This is a genomic window from Nocardioides albertanoniae (assembly GCF_006716315.1).
GTDB lineage: Bacteria > Actinomycetota > Actinomycetes > Propionibacteriales > Nocardioidaceae > Nocardioides > Nocardioides albertanoniae.
On the sequence record NZ_VFOV01000001.1, the window covers coordinates 2,858,339 to 2,874,983 of the forward strand.

Genomic DNA, 16,645 nt, shown 5'->3' on the forward strand with positions numbered 1-16,645 from the left:
CCTCGGGGGTCACGGCGCACCTCTCCTGCAACCCACTCATTCAGGAGAAATGATGCGAACCCGGACCTACACCGCCCGACGTCGGCGACTCCTCCGTGCAGCTGTCCTTGTCGGCGGCCTCACCGCCGTGCTCTTCATTCTCAGCGGCATTCTGATCGCGACCACCGACGGCGCACACGCCCCGAACCAGCGCCCGAGCCAGGCCCCGGAACCGCTGACATCTCCGCCCTCGGGTGAACCATCAAGCGCAGGTCACGATGAGGCTCGGGCGTTCGCGATCGAAGCGGCACAAATGGTCTTCGACTGGGACACGACCACCTCCTCGAACACCGACGGCTACTTCGCACGTCTCGTCGCGATCGCCGACCCAGGCGGAGTCGAGTCGGACGGGCTGGTGGCTGACCTGAACATCTACCTGCCGAACCCGGAGGCGTGGCGCGAACTGCGGGCGTACGAGACCCGTCAGTGGCTCGAGATCACCTCCGCCATGGTGCCCTCCACCTGGGAGGCAACCGCTCGCGAAGGCGAGGCGTACGGGCTCGAGCGTGGCACGACCGCGTACACGATCACGGGGATCCGCCACCGCGCCGGCACCTGGAACGGCGAACCGGTCACCAGCCGCCACCGGGTTAGCTTCACCGTCTTCATCCTCTGCGTGCCGCGCGAACCATCCTGTTACCTGCTCCGGCTCTCCCGGCTCGACCACCCGCTGCTTTAGAAGGATCGGTGAGATGCGGAAGGTGCTCATCGTGGTCGTGGTCTTCCTGGTCCTGATCGCTCCGGCTGCCCAGGCAAGCGCCTTCACGCTCGCCGTGACTTTCGCTGCCAAGCCCACCTGGAGCTGCCGCCTCGGGGAGACCGGACCTGTCCCCAACAGCCTCACCGCCACAGCGGCAGACGGGGTGAAGATCCGTCTGGATCGGTCTCAGCTCACCCACGCCGCGACCATCGTGGAGGTCGGTGGACGTACGCCCGGAGTCGGACGTGACGGCGTGCTCGTCGCGTTGATGGCCGCGCTGACCGAGTCCAGCCTCCGGATGCTCGCCAACACCAGCGCCTGGCCGCAGTCCGCGAGTTTTCCCAACGACGGGAACGGTGGCGACCACGACTCGCTCGGCCTCTTTCAGATGCGACCCCGCGCCGGGTGGGGAACCATGGCCGAGCTCATGAACTCCACCTACCAAGCACGCGCCTTCTTCGGCGGCCAAGACGGGCCCAACCATGGCTCACCCCGCGGCCTGCGCGACATCCCCGGCTGGCGTAGCCTCCCCAAAGGCGCCGCGGCGCAAGCCGTGGAGGTCTCGGCCTTCCCGGACCGCTACGCCCGCTTCGAACCGGTCGCTGAGCAGATCCTCGACGCACTGACCGTCCGCGCGGACCGCGGCGCCAACTCCCCCCAGGTCCCCGAGACCGGGCAAGTCGTGTTCCCACTCCCCGCCCGAACCTGGACCGCGACCAGCCCATTCGGGATGCGCACCGACCCGGTCACCGGCGCCCACACTCTGCACACCGGCTCCGACTACGCCGCACCCAAGGGCACTCCCGTCCTCGCCGCCGCCGACGGCATCGTGGTCTTCGCCGGCGACGTGACCTCAGGCTACGGCCACCTCATCCTCATCAAGCACACCGTCAACTCCGCCACGGTCCACTCCGGTTACGCCCACATGTACGCCGCCGGCATCCATGTCCGCAAAGGACAGCGTGTGACCGCCGGTCAGCACATCGCCGACGTCGGCACCGACGGCAAGTCCACCGGCCCACACCTCCACTTCGAGATTCGGCCCGGAGGCGCGTACGCCTCCCCCGTCGACGCCAACAACTGGCTCACCGAACACGGCGCGGCCAGCCGCTCAAATTCCACGTCCGAGGAACTTTCTGAAAGTTGCTGACAACGCCTGGGGGTATGATCCATCATCCTCTTGCCTCGCTGGTGACCCGAGACGCCAGCGGGGTTCCTCCTTCCCGGGCACAGACGCCCACCTGCTGGCCATGAGTCCCACCCTCCCCCGCGGACAGGTCCACCCAGACCTCGGCGCGATCTCCGGGACTGGGGATCTGCGCGACATCGTGGGAGCACTTCTCACCTACGGTTTGCTGCTCTCGGTCGCGATGCTGATCATCAGCGCAATCACGTGGGCTATCGCATCTGGGGCGGGAAGCTGGCATGGCGCCTCTCGGGCGAAGGTGGGTGTGCTCGTGGCTCTCGGTGGCGCGGTCCTCGCAGGAGGAACGCTCGCCTGGGCGAACTGGCTTGTCGGGATAGGAGCTCGCCTGTGAGCATCAGCGCTGAGCCGCGATCAACGCCGCCAGCTCAGCCTCGGGCCGTACGTGACGCTTGAAGAGCGGTCCGCACGGAACGCGGGCCAGCTCCTTCGACACTTGAGGCAGGTCGGGGACACCATCGCGACGATGGTCGGCGAGGAAGATGAAGTCCTTCATTGACCCGACCACGCTCCGATCAACGGTCGGACCGACTCGTACCTCTTTCATCTGCTCGATCTCGGCATCGATGATCTCCGGCGGCACGTTCTGGTCGATCAGAGCCTCAGCGATCACCTCCGCGATGCGGCCCGGCAGGCCTTTGGCAGGAGCAAGCGGGGTCAGGACCGGGAGCAGCGTGCGCGCGTTGACCAGGATCGCGGTCTGGGGACGCCACGGCAGAAAATTCGCGTACCAGTCACCGAGCAATGTCGTCGACGTCTCCCCGTCCACTGGCGGCAGACCGCCGATGCGATCGCGCAGCTTCTTGGTCGCACGCAGAACGAGCATGGAGCAATCATCTCCAATCGTCGTCTGAGTCCAGAGGCGACGCCACGATCCCCTACCGCTGACATACGACCCAGCCGTCGTCAGTACCGGGCGGGGCTCCAGTAGGAGACCGCCCGGACCGCACGACGTAGTGACAGCACGCCCGGAAGTGGCTTCACCGGCGATTCGTGAGCATCACGGGAAAGCCAACCCACCTGCTGGGCATCCAGCCCCTTCTCACTCGTGGAGCTACCCGTGAGCATTCACCCGCCGACCTATAAGGGTCCTGCGGCTCAGATCGACATCAGTCCGAACTCCAGCGGCTTGCCCGGCATCGCCGAGCTACGCGAGATCGTCGGCGCGACGATGACGATCGGCCTGATCCTCGCCGTCCTCGCCCTGATCATCTCCGCAGTTGTGTGGGCCCTGGGGTCGAACACCTCCAACCCTCACCTCGCCGGCCGCGGCAAGCTCGGTGTCCTGATCGCCCTCGGCGCAGCGATCGTCTGCGGCGCCTCAGTCAGCCTGGTCAACTTCTTCTGGAACGTCGGCCAGGCCGTCTGAAGACGAGGAGCGAGCGATGGGTCTGTGCGACGTACCCGGCGCCAACGAGGTCTGCAACCAAGCCACGGAGGCCACCACCAGCGCCGTCGAAGGCTCCTTCACCTGGCTCGCGACAGCGATGGGTGAACTGGCCAAGGCGGTGTTCGAGATGACCTGGAAGGTGCTCGACGACACGACGTATGTCGACGTCACCTCCAGCGGCTACACACGCGTCTACAACCTGATCTTCGGCATCGCGCTCTTGATCATGATCGGGTTCTTCCTGCTCCAGGTCATGGCCGCGATGATCCGCCGCGAACCGGCCGGCCTGAGTCGAGCCGCGCTCGGCCTGGGCAAGTCGATCCTCGGCTCCTTCCTCGCCCTCGCCCTGGTCGGCACTGCACTGGAAGTCACCGACCGGCTCTGCATCGGCATCGTCCACGCCGCCGGCACGAACATGAGCGAGCTCGGCGACCGGATCGCCGTCCTGGTCGCGGTCGGCACCGTCGCCGGCGTCGCCAACCCCGGCGCCGCAAGCCTGGCGAGCGTGTTCCTCACCAGCCTCGCCGTCGGAGCGACCTTCTTCATCTGGATCAGCCTGCTCGTACGCAAAGCCCTCCTGCTCGTCGCGATCGTCTTCGCCCCCGTCGCCCTCGCCGGCTCCTCGTGGGACCACGCCCGCGCGTGGGCCGGACGATGGGCTTCGTTCGTGATCGCGTTGATCCTGTCCAAGCTCGTCGTCGTGGTCATCTTCCTCATCGCCAGCACCCAGGTCTCTGCACCGATCGATGCCGATCTGAAGTCGCTGAGCGAACCCCTCTCCGGCATCGTGCTCCTGCTCGTGGCCGGGTTTGCGCCCTACATCGCCTATAAGGCGATCAGCTTCATCGGCTTCGACATGTACCACGCCATGTCCGCCGAACAAGAAGCCAAGAACGCCCTCAACCGCCCCGTCCCCCTTTCCGCCCGCTCGCCCGGGATCCAGCCTCGCAAGGTCCTCGATGAAGGTGGCGGAGAAGAATCGGCTGGTACGCCGCCAGCAACCCACTCGCCGAAGCCAGGCTCGAGTTCGACCGTCGTGGAGGGGCCAACCACGGAGATAGCCCCCATGACGCCCGAAGCGGCGGCGCCGGAGACATCCACAGCCGTCGCGGGTCCAGCCGCTGCCGCCGTGGCGGGCGCCGAACTCGTGAAGTCGTCATCAACCGCCGGCCAGCGGACTGGCCAGACCATCGGCGGTGCCACAGAGGAACAGGCGGCCGCCGGTGACGGCGCTCCACCACCTCGCGTGCCCATGCCCCACACCGCCGACCCAACCCCGGGTGACCAGCGATGACCACCGACCTCGCACCGGTCAAGTTCTCCCGCCTGTCCCGCCGCGGCGTACTCCTCGGCCTCTCCCCCAGTCAACTTGCCACAGTCGGCATCGCGGCGGTCACGCTGGTCATCGCCCTCTACGCTGGCGGCACCTCCGCCCTCGCCGGCGCAGTCCCAATCATCGGCGCCTGCACGGCCCTTTCGTTCCTGAAGGTCGCCGGACGGCCCGTGGTTGCCTGGCTACCGATCGGCACTGTGTGGCTCCGGCGCTCGATGACCGGGCAGCTCGACTACCGCCGCAACTTCACCCGCCCGCGTCAGGCCGGAACCCTCGCCCTCCCCGGCGACGCCGCCCGCCTCCAGCAGTGGGAGGACGCCGAGACCGGCGCCGTCATGGTCCACGACCCTCACGCCGCCACCCTCACCGCGATCGTCGCGGTCACCCACCCGGCCTTCGTGCTCCTCGACCCGGCGGAACAACAGCGCCGCGTCACCGGCTGGGGCCGCGTACTCGCCACCGCCTGCCGCTCCGGACGCCTTGCCGCCGTCCAGGTCACCGAACGTACGCTGCCCGACTCCGGCAAGAGCCTCACCGAATGGTGGGAGACCCACGGCACCGACGACGACACCTGGGCCGCCCGCACCTACGCCGAGCTCATCGACCGAGCCGGTCCCGCCTCCGAACGCCACGCCACCACCATCTCCATCGCCCTCGACATGCGCGCCGCCTCCCGAGTAATCCGAGCCGCCGGCGGAGGCCGCAAAGGCGCCGCCGCTGTGCTCCGCCAAGAGATGAGCGCCCTCACCGCGGCGCTGCGCTCGGCCGAGCTAAACCCTGAGGGCTGGCTTACCCCGGCCGACCTCGCCGTCGTCCTACGCTCCGCCTACGACCTTGACGCCGCACCCGCTCGCGAGCGCCACCCCGACCTCGGCCGCGACCTCACCCAAGCCGGCCCGATCGCAGTCTCCGAAAGTTGGGGATCGCTGCGCTCCGACTCCGCCCACCACGCCGTCCTCTGGATCAGCGAGTGGCCACGCTCCCAGGTCTACCCCGGCTTCCTCGCACCCCTCCTACTCACCTCGGGCATACGCCGCGCCCTCACCCTCTATTACCAACCGCTCCGCACCGACACCGCCGCCCGCGACATCCGGAGAAAGAAGACCGAATACGTCTCCGACGCCACCCAACGCGCAAAACTCGGCCAGATCGAAGACGCTCAGCAAAGCGCCGAATACCGCGATGTCCTCCAGCAAGAAGCAGAACTCACCGCCGGCCACGGCATCCTCCGCACCACCGGCCTCATCACCATCAGCGCCCCCGACGATCACGAACTAGAGAAGGCCATCGCCACCGTTGAGCAGGCGGCGATCCAGTCATGCTGCGAGACCCGCCGACTCTGGGGCCAACAGGCCCGGAGCTTCGCCACAGCGCTACCGCTCAGTCGGCGGCTTTCGTAGATGATCCGACGTCGCCCAAATCGTGTTCGCCAAGACGAGTCCGACATGCCCTGGCGAGTGAGGCCCACGGCCTCATTGTCATAGCCGATCGGGTTTGGCCACCCGCTCAAGCCGCAGGAACTGCTGTAGCGGGCTTCACCACCGGCCCCCGTCCGATAGCCGCTCGGTAGCCATCCGCGGTCGCAACGAGGTCGGCAACCTGGCGAATGAACTTCTGCGTGTAGACCCACTGCTTCGTGGACTCGATCCAAACGCACAGTTCGCTCGTGCTCTTCGGCAGCCGTCCTTTGCCACCCTTGTCCGGCCCCACGCCGAGATGATGGCGTGCTGCCGTGAAGTCGTTGGTGCTGAACTTGAACGGGATCAGGCACTCCACTGCCCGCGCCGCCGCGGCTGGCAGAAGCTCATCCTTCAGCGCTACATCACGCAGCTTCTCGATGATGACCGCGCGGCCCTCGCTCTCGATCATCACGCGCTGGTCCTCGGCCGAGAGATCTTCCATGCGCACGAATCTCAGCGCCATGTCAGCCTCGGTCTTAGGCCCCTTGATCGGGGTCATCATGACTCTGTACACGAATCGCTCATCGGCCAAGACAGCGGGATCGAGACTCGCCTCGAACTTAGTCACGTACGACTTGGTCGCTGCGGGAACACCGCGGCGCAGCGCCTTCTGCTGCTTGAGCCCTTCAGGCGTCAGCGATTGAACGAAGACCGGGAAACGGAGCTCAGACCCCAGGCTGTACACGGAACCGAAACGCCGGACTAACTCGGCCTCGAAGTTGATGACCAATGCGTGCGCGTGCGGCGCGGTCTCGATCATCGTCGCGGTCTGAAACCTGTGCTCGATCTTGTTGCGCAGTCCGATGAAGAACTCGATGTTGGCGCGGGTGGGGTCGCTCGCGGAGAACTCCTCCTTCAGACACTTCGCGAGATCCCAAGACTTCTTGTCGCCATTCGGCAAACGCTCGTAGCGACGGCTGCCCTTCTGCCGGTAGTGCAAGTTCACGCCGCGTCGCGTCAGATCAGCGTGGAGCAGGTCCTGCCAGGCGAGGTGCATGTGCACCACGAAGTCTAGGTAGCTCGCGCGGTCGCCCGGTCGGTTGTAGAAGTCCACGGCCAGGCACGCCTGCCGACGCGCCTCCTGCATGGTGTGCCACCAGGCGGGTCGCTTCGCCATTGCATCTTCTCCTGATCTTCATCTACACACATGATCTTGCCCTTATACGGCCTTCCACGCGATCAGGTTTCTGCGTTTAGCGGCCACATAGCCAGAAATGATGGACTTGATCGACTGAGCTGCTGACACACGGTGTGATCTCATCGCGCGACGTATCCCCGCGAGACGACCAGCGCGAGCGATGCCGAGGGCGAACGGGAGGCTTTCGCCGAACTCATCTCGTCACCGACCAAGTCTGACCCGCGCGGCGTCCCTGCTGGAGTCAAGGTCGCACCTGCCTGCTGATCACCCTTTCAAAGCAGGAGGACACGATGCCGACCTTCAACGACCCGACCAAGGACGCAGAGGAAGCCCGCCAAGCACTGCGCGGCCTCGCGCACGCGACCAGGAACCTCGAGGACCCCTCGGTGGTCTACGACCTGCTGGGTGCCCTCTCCCAAGCGATCACCTCGATGGGGCAGACGCTCAACCAGATCGGTGGCTTCCACGACACCCTGAAACGGCACGACATCCGGCCCGTCGTGGCCGACAGCTCGCGGACTGGGTACAGCGCCTCCTATCAGGTGTCGTGGGAACTCCACCGGGCCGCCGAGATGACCCGCCAGATTGCCAAAGTCGTCGACCACGCCCACGAGATCGAGGCCAGAATCGCATACTCACGTCCCGTCGAACAGACCGCCCGAACCACCAGCATCCCCGGCAACGGGATCACACTGTGACCCGAGAGGAACGGCTCCACGCTGCCACGCTTGTTTCTCCTGCCCACGAGCGTCGGCGAGACCGCAAGAAGCGACGCCGTGCCACCGCCCAACTGCTCTCCGACTGGCACGCACGGAACCGGGCCGCCGACCTTGCCTCGGATGTCGAGCACGAGCCGCCGATGATCGGTCCAGCAGGTGAGGCCGGACCGGCCATGCTGCGTACGCATGGACGACTCCGCCTTCCGAAGCACCAAGACACCTCCGCAACTTGGGGCGGCGCGTACCCCTTCCTCGCCGAGGGCGGACTCGGCGCCGACGGCATCTTCGTCGGCCAGGACCTCTACTCCGGCAGCTCGTTCGTCTACGACCCCTGGGTCCTCTACGCCCGCGGACAGATCACCGCCCCCAACGTCGTCCTCGCCGGAATCGTCGGCTCCGGGAAGTCATCACTGGCCAAGAGCCTCTATAGCCGGTCCATCCCGTTCGGGAGACGTGTGTACGTCCCCGGCGACCCCAAAGGCGAACACACCCCTGTGGCCGAAGCCGTCGGCGGACGCGCCATCGCCCTCGGCCACGGCATGCCCAACCGCCTCAACCCCCTCGACGAGGGTCACCGCCCGGCGGGGCTCGACGACGTCCAGTGGGCCGCTCAGGTCACCGCACGCCGCCGCGACCTCCTCGGAGCTCTCGCCGAAACCGTCCTCGACAGGGCCCTCACACCACTCGAGCACACTGCGATCGACGTCGCGCTGGGCGCAGTCGTCCGGTCGTACGAGGTCCCGATCCTCCCCCTCGTCGTCGACCGGCTTCTTTCCCCCGACCCCGCCGACGACCCGGACCACCGGCTCACCGACGATGGCCGCCTCGCCGCCCATGCCCTCCGCCGACTCGTTGCGGGTGACCTCGCCGGACTTTTCGACGGACCCTCAACCGTACGGTTCGACCCCACGCTGCCCATGATCTCGCTGGACCTGTCCCGCGTCACCGAGAACGCCATGCTGATCTCCGTGCTGATGACCTGCGCCTCAGCCTGGATGGAATCCGCGCTCCTGGACCCCGACGGCGGGCAGCGGTGGGTCGTGTACGACGAAGCCTGGCGCCTCATGTCCCACCCCGCCCTGCTCCGCCGGATGGACGCCCACTGGCGACTCGCCCGCCACTATGGGATCGCCAACATGCTGATCTTCCACAAGCTGAGCGACCTCGACAACGTCGGCGACTCCGGCACCGCCATGCGCGCCCTCGCCTCATCCCTGCTCTCCAACGCCGAAACCCGGATCATCTACCGGCAGGAAGCCGACCAACTCGGCAACACCGCAGCGGCGCTCGGACTCACCTCGACCGAGCAAAGCCTGCTTCCAACGCTAAGCACGGGTCGGGGGCTGTGGCGGATCAAGGAACGATCCTTCGTCTGCCAGCACCAGCTCCATCCCGCCGAACTATCCCTCTTCGACACCGCTGGGCGCATGCGCGATCGCCGCTAACTGGTTACGACTGCACCTGCCATTCCAACCAACGTGCCGTTCCCGAAACTGAGGTCGCCCGACTGTCGAATCTAGCCGCGCCCGTTCGTGGAACAGTAGAGAGCGGACATCCAGTCCGCCCTGCCCTTCGAGGAGTCGACATGGCGAACTACATCATCTACTTCAACGCCCCATGGTGCGGCGACCACACCGAAGAGTGGTTCCAGAGCAGAGTGGAGCCGTCCAGCGCCGTCAGCCGCGAGATGATGGACGCCGGCGTCTGGGTGTTCGGCGGTGGCCTGGCAGACGGCCACACCGTCCACAGCGCCGACGCCACCAGCGGCACCGCCGTGGTCACCGACGGCCCCTACGTCGAGACCAAAGAGCACATCGGCGGCTTCGTCGTCATCGACGTACCCGACGTCGAGACCGCCAAGTACTGGGCCGGCCGACTCGCGGAGGGGTGCGGCTGGCCACAAGAAGTCCGCGGGCCAGTCTGTAGGTTCCGCAGGTCGCAATACCGGACCACGAATGTACAGCGCATTACTCATGCCGGTCGAGTAGCAGCAGCGTACGGGCGATCAGACAGCCATCGTCGAGCAAGACGTGCGTTCCAGCGACCCAATCGATCTACAACGGGTTTGTCGGAACTGGACACCGTCAGCGTCGCGCGCGATCTGGCGACGCTGACCGGTCCAGTTGCTTCTACCTCATGCGCGCGGTCACAACGAGCGTCGTTCCGTCGAGTGTGTCTCCGATAGCAGCCGTCGCCCACGATGCGATCTGGCTGTGGCTGGCTTCGAGCAGCGCGGTGAGATCGGCGGTTCGTGGGCGGTCCGAGAACGAGGCATCGAGGAACGTCGAGCCCGTCGCTCCGATCGCCTCGCCGTCGTCATCGACCTCATCGACTTCCCACCGGCCGATCGAGATTCCCCACCCAGGCAGGCCAAGCGGGTTCACCGACATCTTGGGCCCGACCTCGAGATAGAAGTCGTGGTTTCCGGAGTCGTCGTCGAACGGATCGATGAAGAAGTCGAGGCCCTCCAGACTGATGGATACGAATGCGTCCGGTGAGCATCGCGTGTAGGCGTCGAGCATCATGCGGAGATCGTCAGCGGCGACCTGGCGATCCGCGTCGGTGTCGTAGTCGTCGTGCTGATCGAGATACTCACGGTCGCGCTCCTTGAGCCCGAGATCCTCGGTGTAGACGAACGGCTCGTCGCGTTCCCAAAGGCGCTGGCCAGGTTCCTCTGACACGTCGGCTCCCTCCTCCTCCGCGAGGGCGACCCGGAGCCACTTTGCTTCGGTCGCCAACTCGGCCTCAACGGCCGTGCGCACCGGCGGTGGCACCGTCGTCAACTCCTGGTCGAGATCGGCGAGGGCGTCGTGCAACTGCCACATTGCCAGGACGTACCAGAGGCTGTGGGCACAGTCGAGAAGCTGCGAGCGTTCCTTCGGATTGGACAGCACATCGAGGTGGTCACGCGGATAGTCGTCTGCAGGTTCGAATCGTGTGTCCCAGGTGCTTACTGGCGTGGTCGCGCTTGCGGAGACCCGGTTGAGTGCGTCCACGATCGGCTCCGCGAGAGCGACAGACTCCACGCTCGTGACGGTCGACGACGCGAGTCAGGACCGTCCACGGAACGTCGCCAGGATCTGGACCTTGCCGCGGTGGGCATGGTGCGAATAGATGGTCATTACAGGTGGCTCCCTTGCGGCCATCGCACACACAGTGTGCGCGACAGCCTGAAGTAACGAAACGAGAAGGCGGCGGTAGCGCAGGCGCAATCCAACGCCCCGTGCCGCGAGACCGACGGTGGTGGTTCAGGTGCTTTCCCGAACTCCTTGCCTGTCCCCACAGTACAAGACCGACCATGCCGCCTCACGCTGGTTCGGATACGCGTGTCACCAACTCGAACGTGCCTGACGTGCGCGCAGCATGCGCAGGTCCTTCCCACTCAGACGTCCCCGGTTTCGAGGGCGTCAGGCGCAGGCTGCCGTTCCAGGTCGATGTTGTAGATGCGTTCTTCGGTGCCGGTAAGGCATCGAACCCGCTGACGCGGACCCGCGGGAGCACCTGCTGTTCGACACGACAGCTGGAGGCGACGATGTCGACGACACTCACCGAGCGACAGGCACGCAAGCAAGCCGAGCGCGAAGCGAAGTTGGAAGCGGTCCAGCAACGGCTGACGACCGCGGTAGAGCAACTGGTGACCGGCGACGACTGGCGCCGCGCGCTGGAGTTCTCGGCAAAGTTTCGGAGCCGCAGCTTTCGGAACTCGATGCTCATCGCGGTCCAGCATGCCGAGGCATACGAGCAGGGTCGCGTTCCGACCCCGTTCCCGACCTACGTCGCAGGCTACAAGCAATGGCTCACCCTCGGTCGTCAGGTTCGCAAAGGAGAGGCCGGCTACCAGATCCTCTCGCCGAAGACGGCACGGTTCGCCACGTCCACTCCGTCCGACCCGTCGTCGTGGCGGCGCCTGGCAACCAACGAGAAGGCACAGCCGGGCGAGACAGTCCGGACCCGGATGACCGGGGTCCGCTTGGCGTACGTCTGGGACATCTCCTTGACCGAAGGAGACGATCTGCCGACTACTCCCGCACCGCAGATTCTGAAAGGCGAGGCACCCGAAGGGCTCTGGGATGGGTTGGCAGACCTCATCACCGAGGAGGGATACGAACTGCGACTGGTCTCGAACGCCACGGCGATCGGCGGCGCCAACGGGCTGACCGACTTCCAGACCCGGGAGGTCTCAGTCCGCATCGACATGGACGACAGTGCCCAGGTCAAGTCGCTGTGCCACGAGCTCGGGCATGTTCTGCTGACCGATCCCGATAGCCCGGATGCACCGTTCCATCGCGGGATTGCCGAGGTCGAGGCCGAAAGTGTCGCGCTCATGGTCGGTGCCGCGCACAGCATGGACACCTCCGCCTACACCGTCCCCTACGTCACGACCTGGGCGAACACCGTGCCCGAGACGAACCCTGTCGAGGTCGTCCAAGCCACTGCCGAGCGGGTACGCCGTGCAGCGCTCGGGATCCTCGACCGACTCGACACACACCAGACCGCTACCGGGGCACCGCCCGGACTCGAACCTCGCGTGCCGACCGCCAAAGCACCGCAGGCCGAACGCACCGTGCAGCACGTGAAGCCGAGTGAGGCGATCGGGCTATGACCTCCTGGCGTCACCCTCACCTGCGAATCCACATCAATGAGGCTGGTGCTCCGTCCTTCACGCTCAACGGCGACACCTACACACCCCCTGGCGGCCCTCAACTGGCAGGCCGCGAGTCCGTACGCGGCGTCCTCGACGCCGTTCGCACGGATCTCGGCGCCGTCCGGGTCGAGATCATCGAGGCAGACGGCAGCATCTACAGCGACGTGCTCGGCCCCGACGACGTGACGGAGGCATCCGGCTCGACGAGCGACGAGCCTGATACGTACGCGTCAGGGTTCCTGCCGGGCGAGCCAGTCGCCGTCGCGGTGATCATCAGCGAACACCCCGCCTCCGACGACGGAACGACCCACGTACGTCTACCGGCGGCCGTGCTCGCCCGCCGCGGCGGCACCGTGATGCTGCTGGGCCGTTCCTCAGGCACCCTTACCTTCCTCGGAGCCGACTGATGAACCCGAACGCCCGGCCCATCGATGACGCGTTGGTCAACCTGGGACTCGGCCTCATCGCCGCGCTGGCGGGCCTCTTCGCGATCCTCTGGATGGCGGCAGAGGTGACCAGTCACCTCACCGGCGCGCGGGTACGTGGAAAGGGTCTGGCCACCGGCCTCGACGTGCTGAATGATCCGTTGTTTCCCGCCGGGCAGCAGCCCGTCGCGTACTGGCTGATCGCCACCGCCATCGTCGCGGTCCTCGGTGTCCTGGCCTGGTTCGCGTGGCGCCTGATCGGACTTACCCACCACCGGACCGCCCGTGACCCGCGGCGTCTCGCGGGCATCGCGACCAGCCGGGACGTACGCGCCGCGGCGTCCCGTCGAGCTCTCCTCCGACGAGCCGCGAATCTTCGGCCCAGCCTCGCGGAGCCACGGCCCGAGGATGTCGGCTACCTGCTCGGCAGGTCCCGGAACCACCAGGTGTGGAGCTCCGCCGAGGACTCGATGCTGATCCTCGGTCCACCTCGCTCGGGCAAAGGACTCCACCTCGTCATCAACGCGATCCTCGACGCCCCCGGCCCCGTGGTAACCACCTCCACCCGACCAGACAACCTCAATGCCACCATCGATCACCGTGCCGAACGCGGACCAGTCGCGGTCTTCGACCCCCAGCGCCTGGCCGAGGGCACCCCCTCGGGGTTGCGCTGGTCTCCCGTACGCGGTTGCGAGGACCCCCTCACCGCGATGATCCGCGCCACCGGGCTGGCCTCCACTACGGGCCTCTCCTCCGGCGGCGTCGAAAGCGGCGGGTTCTGGGAAGGCAAAACCCGCACCGCCCTCCAAGCCCTCCTCCACGCCGCCGCCCTCGACCAACGCACGGCAGCCGACCTCTACGCCTGGACTCTCAACCCCTCGCTCGCCAACGACGCCGTCGCGATCCTGCGCAGCTCCACCGGAGCCGCGGATGGGTGGGGCGACTCGCTCGAGGCCATGATCAGCGCCGACCCACGCACCCGCGACTCGATCTGGATGGGCGTCTCCCTTGCACTCTCCTCCCTCGCCGACCCTCGCGTTCTCGACACAGTCACCCCACGAAACGGTGAAGCCTTCGACCCCACCGAGTTCCTCACCGACAACGGCACCCTCTACCTACTCGCCACCGGCGCCGGAGCCGGAGCCGCCTGGCCCCTGGTCGCCGCGTTCATCGAAGACCTCGTCGAAACCGCCCGCCATCTCGCCGCAGCCGCCCCCGGCGCCCGGCTCGACCCACCCCTCCTGCTCGCCCTCGATGAGATCGGCAACCTCTCCCCCTTGCCCTCCATGCCCGTGCTCATGGCCGAAGGCGGCGGCACCGGCATCACCACCATGCCCGTCCTCCAATCCCTCGCCCAGGCACGCGACAAATGGGGCGACCACGCCGCCAACGCCATCTGGGACGCCGCCATCGTCAAGGTCATCCTCGGCGGCGCCTCCGCCACCAAAGACCTCCAAGACCTTTCCGCCCTCATCGGCGAACGCGACGAACACACCGACACCCTCATCGTCGGCGACCACGGCTCCCGCTCGCTCCAACGATCCGTGCGCCGCCTCCCGGTCATGCCCCCAGAAACGATCCGAACGCTGCCCTTTGGCAAGGGCCTTGTCCTGCTCCGCAGCACACCCCCGATCGTCACCGAACTCCGGCGCTGGACCGATCGCGCCGGCCCACCCCGATGGCTCCGTTAATCGCCAGCCCACAGCGGTCCACTTCAACGAGCATTAGACGCGGTCGGTTGTGGGCCGACTCGGCATGCAAGGGCGGCGCGCCGTCGCGCCCATAGGGCATAAACAAGAAGACCGAGCGATCCGATCGCCAGAAGCGGCTGGATAGGGGCGAACCAGTTGAGAGCCCCGCTGACCCCGATGGCCATGACGACGAGCTTGTTGCAGACGGGACATCCCACCGCGAACAACGAGAGCACGCTGCCCAAGAAGGTCTTGCCTCCCTGGGTAGCAGGAACGGGAAGCGCCGGATCGCGGACGTAGGTTGCAACGAGCGCACCCGTAAGGAGCGCCGAAGCCGCCCAGACCGGATAGTTCCACCAGAGGACTGGGGTCATGCGCTGATACCAGGGCGTCTGGATGATCCCTGTCGGGATCCCGACCACGAGCGCGGTTGCAATCGCGGCGACCCCACCGATCGCCAGTCGGCGTGCCAGCAGCATGTCTGAACTCCTCCAATACTCATCAGCGTAGATCGTCAACGTAGTCGGACACTCCGGATCGGGCGCCACGGTCGTTCATTCGTTTTGCAGGTAGATGCGCGCGAGAACGTGATCCCACGTCGGGGTGCTCCCATGGATGCTCTGAGCATGTCTGGTCGCGAGCTCGGCCAACTCATCGTCCGTGTCGGCGGCGAGAACGACGTCGCAGGCATCACAGGCCAGTTCGAGGGGCACCGATCATCGCCCGTTCGTCGTCGCGCGGAACCGCATGAGATGGCGGCGTGCAGACAGCACAACGTCGATGTCACTGAATCCGGCTTCAGCTAGGCCCTCCGCCAACTCGTCGTGGGCGATCATGCGGTGTGGTGAGCCGTCGAGCCGGTGTGTCAGCCGAGCCAGGTTGGTGTCTGTGAGGTCGTAGCCGATGAGGATCCCGCCGGGGCGAAGCACGCGGGCGGCCTCGTGAAGCGCATCGGTCCAGTCGACGACGTGATGCAACATCAAGTAGGTCGTCACAATGTCGAACGATCCGGTGGCGTACGGCAACGATGTGACGTCGGCTTGTTCGACCTTGACGTTGGAGCGATCCTGGAGCCGGCGGCTGGCGGCGCTCACCATGGCGTCGTCCACGTCTGTGACGATGAGCCGGACGCCGGGGAACCTGCGGGCGACCCCGTCGGCCATGGCACCGCTACCACCACCGATCTCCAGGACATCGCCGCGAAGCTCGAGGCCGTTGAGCGCCCAAGGTAGGACCCAACGTCTGGCGAGGTACCGCCACGGATCACTACGACAGAACGCGCCTTCGATGGCGGACATCACCGGCATCAGCCCAACAGCCCCTTCATCGTGGTGATCTCGTTGGTCTGAGCGGCCTCGATCTGCTTGGCCAAGGCGACCGCGTCGGGGTAGGAGCCGTTGGCCTGCTCGGACTTGGCCATCTCGATGGCCCCCTCGTGATGCTCGATCATCATCGTGAGGAACATCTGGTCGAACTCGTTACCGGTGGCGTTCGCCAACTTGTCCATGTCGTCGCTGCTCATCATGCCGGGCATCGACGAAGACATGTCCATGCCAGTCATGTCCTCGGGCACCGGCTCGCCCCAGGACGTCAGCCATTCCGACATCGTCTGGATCTCAGGATCCTGCGCACCCTTAATCTCCGCGGCGAGCTCCCTGACCTCGGGGTTCTTCGCCCGGGACTTTGCCAGCCCGGCCATCTCAACCGCCTGACGGTGATGGGGAATCATCTCGGTCGCGAACGACACGTCGGCATCGTTGATGCTGAGGCTCGAATCGGTTGGCTCGGCGGGCGTCGAGGAATCCATGCCCGACATGCCTGGCATCGAATTGTCGCTGTCGCCGCACGCGGCCAGGGTAAGGCCGCCGATGACCACGAAGGCTGCGGCTGCGAGTGGTTTA

At 66.3% G+C, this 16,645-nt stretch carries 19 protein-coding genes; 12 read left to right on the top strand and 7 right to left on the bottom strand.

Annotation, left to right across the window (positions count from 1 at the left end):
- Positions 1–292 precede the first annotated feature (292 nt).
- The 3 genes from FB381_RS13710 to FB381_RS24280 all read left to right on the top strand — a co-directional run bounded on the left by FB381_RS13710 (position 293) and on the right by FB381_RS24280 (position 2,277).
- Complete coding sequence (locus tag FB381_RS13710; protein WP_141780792.1) at positions 293–718, top strand: hypothetical protein; 426 nt, start codon at positions 293–295, stop codon at positions 716–718.
- 13 nt (positions 719–731) lie between these two features.
- The gene (locus FB381_RS13715; protein WP_141780793.1) at positions 732–1,889 is read left to right on the top strand and encodes a M23 family metallopeptidase; all 1,158 of its coding nucleotides are present in this window, start codon (positions 732–734) and stop codon (positions 1,887–1,889) included.
- A gap of 100 nt (positions 1,890–1,989) precedes the next feature.
- Positions 1,990–2,277, top strand: coding sequence for a DUF6112 family protein (locus tag FB381_RS24280; RefSeq protein WP_141780794.1), 288 nt, complete (start codon positions 1,990–1,992; stop codon positions 2,275–2,277).
- 3 nt (positions 2,278–2,280) lie between these two features.
- Here the strand turns inward: FB381_RS24280 and FB381_RS13725 are convergent, their stop codons facing one another.
- A complete protein-coding gene (locus FB381_RS13725) occupies positions 2,281–2,769 on the bottom strand; it encodes a DUF6933 domain-containing protein (RefSeq protein ID WP_211352429.1) in 489 nt (162 codons plus the stop codon).
- 234 nt (positions 2,770–3,003) lie between these two features.
- Here FB381_RS13725 and FB381_RS13730 point away from each other — a divergent pair, with 234 nt between their 5' ends.
- From FB381_RS13730 to FB381_RS13740, 3 genes are all read left to right on the top strand, one after another.
- Entirely contained in the window at positions 3,004–3,312 is a 309-nt protein-coding gene (locus FB381_RS13730; protein WP_179657653.1) for a DUF6112 family protein, read from the top strand.
- Between the two features lie 160 nt (positions 3,313–3,472).
- Entirely contained in the window at positions 3,473–4,627 is a 1,155-nt protein-coding gene (locus FB381_RS13735; RefSeq protein ID WP_246088105.1) for a conjugal transfer protein TrbL, read from the top strand.
- Positions 4,624–6,066 carry an SCO6880 family protein gene (locus tag FB381_RS13740; RefSeq protein ID WP_141780796.1) on the top strand — a complete coding sequence of 481 codons (1,443 nt, stop codon included), beginning with the start codon at positions 4,624–4,626 and terminating at the stop codon, positions 6,064–6,066. The genes FB381_RS13735 and FB381_RS13740 overlap by 4 nt, the downstream gene beginning before the upstream one ends.
- 106 nt (positions 6,067–6,172) lie before the next feature.
- Here the strand turns inward: FB381_RS13740 and FB381_RS13745 are convergent, their stop codons facing one another.
- Positions 6,173–7,243 carry a DUF3644 domain-containing protein gene (locus FB381_RS13745; protein WP_141780797.1) on the bottom strand — a complete coding sequence of 357 codons (1,071 nt, stop codon included), beginning with the start codon at positions 7,241–7,243 and terminating at the stop codon, positions 6,173–6,175.
- A 311-nt stretch (positions 7,244–7,554) separates the two neighbouring features.
- Between FB381_RS13745 and FB381_RS13750 the strand changes: the two genes are divergently transcribed.
- The 3 genes from FB381_RS13750 (at position 7,555) to FB381_RS13760 (ending at position 10,168) form a co-directional block, all read left to right on the top strand.
- On the top strand, positions 7,555–7,962 hold the full coding sequence (locus FB381_RS13750) for a hypothetical protein (protein ID WP_141780798.1): 408 nt from the start codon (positions 7,555–7,557) through the stop codon (positions 7,960–7,962).
- Positions 7,959–9,428, top strand: coding sequence for an ATP-binding protein (locus FB381_RS13755; protein WP_141780799.1), 1,470 nt, complete (start codon positions 7,959–7,961; stop codon positions 9,426–9,428). The genes FB381_RS13750 and FB381_RS13755 overlap by 4 nt, the downstream gene beginning before the upstream one ends.
- Before the next feature lie 140 nt (positions 9,429–9,568).
- Positions 9,569–10,168: a YciI family protein gene (locus FB381_RS13760; RefSeq protein WP_141780800.1), complete on the top strand. Its 600-nt coding sequence runs from the start codon at positions 9,569–9,571 to the stop codon at positions 10,166–10,168.
- Here the strand turns inward: FB381_RS13760 and FB381_RS13765 are convergent.
- Complete coding sequence (locus FB381_RS13765; RefSeq protein ID WP_141780801.1) at positions 10,113–10,979, bottom strand: hypothetical protein; 867 nt, start codon at positions 10,977–10,979, stop codon at positions 10,113–10,115. The two genes, FB381_RS13760 and FB381_RS13765, sit on opposite strands and share 56 nt — an antisense overlap.
- A 536-nt stretch (positions 10,980–11,515) precedes the next feature.
- On the opposite strand from FB381_RS13765, the gene FB381_RS13770 reads away from it, so the two are divergent.
- Genes FB381_RS13770 through FB381_RS13780 form a run of 3 tightly spaced genes read left to right on the top strand, consistent with a single transcriptional unit; the run spans position 11,516 to position 14,744 of the window.
- Positions 11,516–12,586, top strand: coding sequence for an ArdC family protein (locus tag FB381_RS13770; protein WP_141780802.1), 1,071 nt, complete (start codon positions 11,516–11,518; stop codon positions 12,584–12,586).
- Positions 12,583–13,035 carry a hypothetical protein gene (locus FB381_RS13775; RefSeq protein ID WP_141780803.1) on the top strand — a complete coding sequence of 151 codons (453 nt, stop codon included), beginning with the start codon at positions 12,583–12,585 and terminating at the stop codon, positions 13,033–13,035. The genes FB381_RS13770 and FB381_RS13775 overlap by 4 nt, the downstream gene beginning before the upstream one ends.
- Complete coding sequence (locus tag FB381_RS13780) at positions 13,035–14,744, top strand: type IV secretory system conjugative DNA transfer family protein (protein WP_141780804.1); 1,710 nt, start codon at positions 13,035–13,037, stop codon at positions 14,742–14,744. The genes FB381_RS13775 and FB381_RS13780 overlap by 1 nt, the downstream gene beginning before the upstream one ends.
- 23 nt (positions 14,745–14,767) lie before the next feature.
- Here the strand turns inward: FB381_RS13780 and FB381_RS13785 are convergent, their stop codons facing one another.
- From FB381_RS13785 to FB381_RS13800, 4 genes are all read right to left on the bottom strand, one after another.
- The gene (locus tag FB381_RS13785; protein ID WP_141780805.1) at positions 14,768–15,223 is read right to left on the bottom strand and encodes a hypothetical protein; all 456 of its coding nucleotides are present in this window, start codon (positions 15,221–15,223) and stop codon (positions 14,768–14,770) included.
- Between the two features lie 75 nt (positions 15,224–15,298).
- Positions 15,299–15,457, bottom strand: coding sequence for a DUF1059 domain-containing protein (locus tag FB381_RS24625; RefSeq protein WP_141780806.1), 159 nt, complete (start codon positions 15,455–15,457; stop codon positions 15,299–15,301).
- A 3-nt stretch (positions 15,458–15,460) separates the two neighbouring features.
- Complete coding sequence (locus FB381_RS13795) at positions 15,461–16,051, bottom strand: class I SAM-dependent methyltransferase (protein WP_141780807.1); 591 nt, start codon at positions 16,049–16,051, stop codon at positions 15,461–15,463.
- Positions 16,051–16,620: a DUF305 domain-containing protein gene (locus FB381_RS13800; RefSeq protein WP_246088106.1), complete on the bottom strand. Its 570-nt coding sequence runs from the start codon at positions 16,618–16,620 to the stop codon at positions 16,051–16,053. The genes FB381_RS13795 and FB381_RS13800 overlap by 1 nt, the downstream gene beginning before the upstream one ends.
- Positions 16,621–16,645: the final 25 nt, after the last annotated feature.